Raw genomic sequence first — 5,497 nt, 5'->3', positions numbered from 1 at the left:
GAACAGTTTCTGCCGCGACGCCTGCGACCGGCAGGCGACGAGCACCGCGACCCCGTCGCCGAGCAGTGTCGCGGTCAGATGGCGGCCGAGGAAACCGGTGGCGCCGAACACCAGCGCCCGCCTGGTCATGCCTGTCCCCCGGCCGCGCCGACGGCCTCGTCGAGCAGTGCGCCGAGCACTCCGGCCGCGCTGCGCATCGGCTGCGTGTCCCGCATGGCGCGGCTGACCACCATCGCGCCCTCCACCGTGCTGACCACCGTCTCCGCCAGCTCCCGCGCCCGTCCCGGCGCCAGCCCGGAATCGGTGAGGTAGTCGGCGACCGGCGCGATCCACGACTCGTAGGCCAGCGCGCATGCCGAGCGCAGCCGGTCGCTGTGCGCGCCCATCTCCAGCGTCACCACCGACACCGGGCAGCCCAGCTCGTAGTTCCCGTCGACCAGCAGCCCGGACAACACCTCGAGCACCCGCCCGATCACCCGCCCAGGACCGGGCTCGCTCGCCGTGGTCTGCGCGATCAGCGCGCGGAACTCCTCGGACGCCCGGGCGATGGCCTGTTCGGCCAGTTGCTCCTTGCCTTCCGGGAAGTGGAAGTACATCGATCCCTTCGGCACCCCGGACTGCTCGAGCACCGTATTGATCCCGGTGCCCGCGTAGCCCCTGGACTGGATCAGCCCCAGCATGACCTCGACCATCCTGGCGCTCGTCGCCTCGCCTTATCGTATCCCTGCCATCACCTGATAGTAGACCGGTCTATTTTTGTCGTCCAGCACGGGGCTCCCCGACGCCGGTCGGCCGCGGGGGCTCAGGGCAGCGGACGGAAAGTCTTCCGGTACGCGCCAGGGGTGACCCCGACGGTCTGGACGAACTGCGCCCGGAAATTGCTCGTCGAAGCGAAACCGACCTGCCCGGCGATGCGGTCGACGGTGTAGTCGGTGGTCTCCAGCAACTCCTGGGCGTGCCGGATGCGCACGCCCGCGACCCACTGGATGGGGCTCTGCCCGGTCTCCTCGGCGAAACGCCTGGTGAGAGTGCGCACACTCATCCCGGCGACGGCGGCGATCTCGGCCAGGGCCGGGTTGCGGTGGGCGTTGTCCTCGATCCAGGCCAGCACCCGCTCGAGGGTGGCGGTGCGGAAGATCGGGCGGTTGCGCAGGATGTACTGGGACTGGCCGCCGGTGCGCTGCAAGGGCGTCACCGAGAGCCGGGCGGTGTCGGCGGCCACGGCGACGCCGTAGTCCTTACCGACGATGTGCAGGCACAGATCGAGCCCCGCCGCCGCGCCCGCCGAGGTCAGCACACTGCCGTTGTCGGTGTAGAGCACATCCGGGTCGACCCGCACCGCCGGATAGCGGCGGGCGAGGTCGGCGGCGGCCAGCCAGTGCGTGGTGGCGGCCCTGCCGTCGAGCAGTCCCGCCTCGGCCAGGACGAACGCGCCCACACAGATGGAGGCCACGCGGGAACCGCGGTCCACCGCGGCGCGCAGGGCGTCGAGCACCTCCGGGTCGGTGGGCCGGGTCGGCTCGTCCAGGCCGGGGACGACGACCAGATCGGCGCGGTCGAGCGCGTCCAGACCGGCGTCGACGGTCAGGCGCAGCGGCCCGGCGCTGATCCGCTGCTTCGGACCGGCGACCACGACGCGATAGCCCGCGCGCCCGTCCGGCAGGCGCACCCGTCCGAACACCTCGATCGGCGTGGCCAGATCGAAGGCGATCGCATCGTCGAGCAGCAGGACGGCCACCGTGTACATGCCCCGACCGTAGCGGGCATCTGCGCCCGCCATCGGGCCCAGAGCGCCGCCTGGCCGGATTCAGGTGTTTTGTGGCCGGATCGCCACTGCTGCCGCCCGGCACGCGCGGGCGAGCATAGGGGCACGCACCAACGGAAGGATCTCCATGCCCCGAATCTCCACACCCCGGATCCTCATGCCACGGATCTCCGAGCCACGGCCACATCCGCGATTCGTCCGGTTCGACGGCCTCGATCGGCTCGACCCGGTCACCTCCGGTGCATCGGGGCTCACCGCCGCCGGCACACCGGAAGTCACCCTGGGCGAACGGATCGGCGCGTGACCGGTTTCCTGCTGTCGATCCACGTCCTCGCCGCCATCCTGGCCATCGGCCCGGTCGCCGTCGCGGCCAGCATGTATCCGCCCGCCGTGCGCGCGGCGCACCGCGAACCCGGCGATGCCCGCAAGGCCGCGGTCGTCGCCGTGCTGCACCGGATCACGCGCGTCTACGCCGTCATCGGCGTGCTCGTCCCGGTGTTCGGGTTCGCCACCGGCATGAGTCTGGGGGTGCTGAGCGACGCCTGGCTCATCGTCTCGATGGTCCTCACCGCCACGGCCGCCGGACTGCTCATGGGCGTGATCCTGCCCGCCCAGGAATCGGCGCTGGCCCGCGTCCAGGCGCCGGTGGGCGTAACCGCCGAGCCGCCGCGCAGCCGCTCGCGCGCCGACGACGCCGTGCCGCTGGACCGGCTCAGCGCCCGCCTCGGTATGTCCACCGGCGTGTTCAACCTGCTGTGGGCGATCGTCGTCGTGCTGATGATCTTCCGGCCTGGCTCCACCACCGGGGCGGGACTGTGATCGCGCGGTGAGAGCTGTTGGGGGACGGTATCTTCGGCCCGTGCTGCGCGAAATCGGCTGGGGCGCGATGATCTTTCGGTAGCCGAACTACAGCTACACGGAAAGCTCGAAAGGAACGTCGGACATGTTGTCGCAAGCCACCATCCGTACCCACCGCCGGGAGGTCGTCGCATGAGCACGGCGCAGGAACGTTTCGCCGGCGGCACCGCCGTCATCACCGGCGCGGGTTCGGGGATCGGCGAGGGTCTGGCCCGGTACGCGGCCTCCATCGGGATGCGGGTGGTGGTCACCGATGTCGACGCCGAACGGGCCGCCACCGTCGCCGACGACATCGTGGCGCAGGGGCAGCAGGCCGAGGCCCAGGTACTCGACGTGACCGACGCCGAGGCCTTCGAGAAGCTCGCCGTCGACGTCTACGCGCGCTACGGCAGCGTGGAACTGCTGATCAACAACGCGGGGCTGGAGACAGCGGGCGTGCTCTGGGAGATCCCGGTGGAACGCTGGCGTCACGTGATGAACGTCAACGTGGACGGCGTCTTCCACGGCATCAGGGCCTTCGTGCCGAAGATGATCGAGGCGGGCACCCCGGCCACGGTGGCGAACATGTCCTCGGTCGGCGGCGTGCTCACCCAGGCGTTGCAGACGCCCTACATCGTGAGCAAGCACGCGATCGTCGCGCTCACCGAGAACCTGCATCAGGAGGTCGCGCTGGCGGGCGCGCCCATCCAGGTCACCGTACTGTTGCCGTACTCGGTGCGCAGCCGGATCTTCGTCGACGCCCAGGCCGCCGCGCCCAGCGGCAACGCCGCCGCCGACAAGATGTTCGAGGTGCTGCACAACCTCGGCGAGACCGCGGGCATGGACCCGATCGACGCGGCGCGGAACATGTTCGCCGACATCGCCGCGGGCGAGTTCTGGGGCTTCACCGACAAGGACTTCGGCCTCGGCGCGCTCGGCCACCGCGCGGAGACACTGCGCGAACGCCGCGCGCCCGCGCCGCCCATGACGTTCTGAGGCCCGGACTTCCGCACACCTCCGGGTGACCGGGTGCACAGTATCGGCAAACGCCGGGCTACTGTGCTCTGGCCGACACGACAGCGCCGCGGCCATCCGCCACCACGGCCGACGCCGCGGCGCTGTCGCCAACCGTCGGCGCGCTCGGCCGAAAGGAACACGATGCCCGACCACGAGACCACCCTCGCCCGCACGATCGCCACCGCACGATCGCAGACCGTGGGAGACCTGCTGCGACGCAGCGCCCAGCGCTTCCCGGAGCGGCTGGCGATCGCCGACGCCGAGCGCAGGCTGACCTACCGCGAATTCGACGCCGTGGTGAACCGGGTGGCCAACGCGCTGATCGCGCGCGGCATCGGCAAGGGCGACGCGGTGGCGCTGCTGTCGCGCAACTCCAGCCAGTACGCGGTGCTCACGCTGGCGCTGGCCCGGGTCGGCGCGCTGCTCGTGCCGATCAACTTCATGCTCGGCGCCGAGGAGATCGCCTACATCCTGCGCCATTCCCGGGCCAGGGTGTTCGTCGCGCAGGACGGTCTGCTCACGGTCGCGAACGCGGCCGTCGAGGCAGGCGAACATCGGCCAGAGGTGCTGGTCCGCATCGGCGGCACGGCCCCCGACGAGCGGTGGAGCGCCTACGAGGCCTGGGAGGCCCACACCGACGACTCCGACCCCGGCGTGCCGGTGGGCAACGACGAGCCGATCCGCCTGATGTACACCAGTGGCACCGAGTCGCGACCGAAAGGCGTTCTGCTGTCCAGCAAGTCGCTGATCAGCCAGTACGTCAGCGCGGTGGTCGACGGCGGGATGTCCGGCGACGACATCGAGGTGCACGCCCTGCCGCTCTACCACTGCGCGCAGATGGACTGCTTCCTGCTGCCCGACATCTACCTCGGCGCCTCCAGCATCATCCTGTCCGGTCCCGACCCGGCGACGGTGCTGGCCACCATCGAGCGCGAGCGGGCCACCAAGTTCTTCGCCCCGCCGACGGTGTGGATCGCGCTGTTGCAGTCGCCGCGCTTCGCCGAGACCGACCTGTCCTCGCTGACGAAGGGGTATTACGGCGCCTCCCCCATGCCGGTGGCGGTGCTCGAGCAGATCCGCACCGCGCTGCCGGGGCTGTCGCTGTGGAACTTCTACGGCCAGACCGAGATGTCGCCGGTGGCGACCATCCTGCGGCCACACGAACAGCTCGCCCACGCGGGCTCGGCCGGCCGCCCGGCCCTGCACGTGGAGACGATCATCGTCGACGACGAGGACAACCCGCTGCCACCGGGCGAGCTGGGCGAGATCGTGCACCGCAGCCCGCACGCCACCCTCGGCTATCTCGACGACGAGGCCAAGACCGCCGAGGCCTTCCGCAACGGCTGGTTCCACTCCGGCGACCTGGGCATCATGAGCGAGGACGGCTACCTCAGCGTGGTCGACCGCAAGAAGGACATGATCAAGACCGGCGGCGAGAACGTGGCCAGCCGCGAGGTGGAGGAGGCCCTCTACACGGTCACGGGCGTGGCCGAGGCGGCCGTCTTCGGCACCCCGCACCCCACCTGGATCGAGGCGGTGACGGCGGTGATCGTCGCCCAGGACGGCCACGAGCTCACCGAGGAGCGGGTGATCGACGAGCTGCGCCCCCGGCTGGCCGGCTTCAAGCTGCCCAAGCGGATCGTGTTCACCGACGAGCTGCCCAAGAACCCGAGCGGCAAGATCCTCAAGCGCGAACTGCGGCAGCGCTTCGCCGAGCACGCGCACTGAGCACGCGCATCCGACCGGGGGGCGGGGCGGGGGGCGGGGGGGGGGGGGCCGCCCGCCGGGGGGGCCCGCGGGGGGGGGGGGCGCGGGAGGGGGGAGGGCGGCGGCGGGGGGGGGGGGGGGGGGGGGGGGGGGGGGGGGGGGGGGGGGGGG

7 protein-coding genes are annotated in these 5,497 nt (G+C 71.3%); 4 read left to right on the top strand and 3 right to left on the bottom strand.

Annotated elements, in window-relative coordinates:
- Positions 1–125 precede the first annotated feature (125 nt).
- Together QH283_RS17225 and QH283_RS17220 are read right to left on the bottom strand one after the other, a co-directional pair.
- On the bottom strand, positions 126–680 hold the full coding sequence (locus tag QH283_RS17225; RefSeq protein WP_280504011.1) for a TetR/AcrR family transcriptional regulator: 555 nt from the start codon (positions 678–680) through the stop codon (positions 126–128).
- Positions 681–802: 122 nt separating this feature from the next.
- The gene (locus tag QH283_RS17220; RefSeq protein WP_280504010.1) at positions 803–1,747 is read right to left on the bottom strand and encodes a GlxA family transcriptional regulator; all 945 of its coding nucleotides are present in this window, start codon (positions 1,745–1,747) and stop codon (positions 803–805) included.
- A 145-nt stretch (positions 1,748–1,892) separates the two neighbouring features.
- On the opposite strand from QH283_RS17220, the gene QH283_RS17215 reads away from it, so the two are divergent.
- The 4 genes from QH283_RS17215 (at position 1,893) to QH283_RS17200 (ending at position 5,347) form a co-directional block, all read left to right on the top strand.
- Complete coding sequence (locus QH283_RS17215) at positions 1,893–2,069, top strand: hypothetical protein (RefSeq protein ID WP_280504009.1); 177 nt, start codon at positions 1,893–1,895, stop codon at positions 2,067–2,069.
- Positions 2,066–2,584, top strand: coding sequence for a hypothetical protein (locus tag QH283_RS17210; RefSeq protein WP_280504008.1), 519 nt, complete (start codon positions 2,066–2,068; stop codon positions 2,582–2,584). Before QH283_RS17215 ends, QH283_RS17210 begins: the two co-directional genes overlap by 4 nt.
- A 171-nt stretch (positions 2,585–2,755) precedes the next feature.
- Complete coding sequence (locus tag QH283_RS17205) at positions 2,756–3,598, top strand: SDR family NAD(P)-dependent oxidoreductase (protein ID WP_280504007.1); 843 nt, start codon at positions 2,756–2,758, stop codon at positions 3,596–3,598.
- Between the two features lie 162 nt (positions 3,599–3,760).
- Complete coding sequence (locus tag QH283_RS17200) at positions 3,761–5,347, top strand: acyl-CoA synthetase (protein WP_280504006.1); 1,587 nt, start codon at positions 3,761–3,763, stop codon at positions 5,345–5,347.
- On the opposite strand, the gene QH283_RS17195 is transcribed toward QH283_RS17200, so the two are convergent.
- A partial coding sequence (locus QH283_RS17195) for a hypothetical protein (RefSeq protein ID WP_280504005.1) occupies positions 5,304–5,497 on the bottom strand: 194 nt, incomplete at its 5' end. The two genes, QH283_RS17200 and QH283_RS17195, sit on opposite strands and share 44 nt — an antisense overlap.

Origin of the sequence: Nocardia farcinica (assembly GCF_029867845.1) — a bacterium.
Lineage (GTDB): Bacteria > Actinomycetota > Actinomycetes > Mycobacteriales > Mycobacteriaceae > Nocardia > Nocardia farcinica_A.
Note: the sequence above shows the minus strand (reverse complement) of the source record. Positions and strands in the feature narration are given on the sequence as shown.

Bases quoted from the DNA above. Each gene is read 5' to 3' on its own strand.
- QH283_RS17200 (WP_280504006.1), top strand. From the start codon at position 3,761: ATGCCCGACCACGAGACCACCCTCGCCCGCACGATCGCCACCGCACGA.
- QH283_RS17220 (WP_280504010.1), bottom strand. From the start codon at position 1,747: ATGTACACGGTGGCCGTCCTGCTGCTCGACGATGCGATCGCCTTCGAT.
- QH283_RS17225 (WP_280504011.1), bottom strand. From the start codon at position 680: ATGCTGGGGCTGATCCAGTCCAGGGGCTACGCGGGCACCGGGATCAAT.
- QH283_RS17205 (WP_280504007.1), top strand. From the start codon at position 2,756: ATGAGCACGGCGCAGGAACGTTTCGCCGGCGGCACCGCCGTCATCACC.
- QH283_RS17215 (WP_280504009.1), top strand. From the start codon at position 1,893: ATGCCCCGAATCTCCACACCCCGGATCCTCATGCCACGGATCTCCGAG.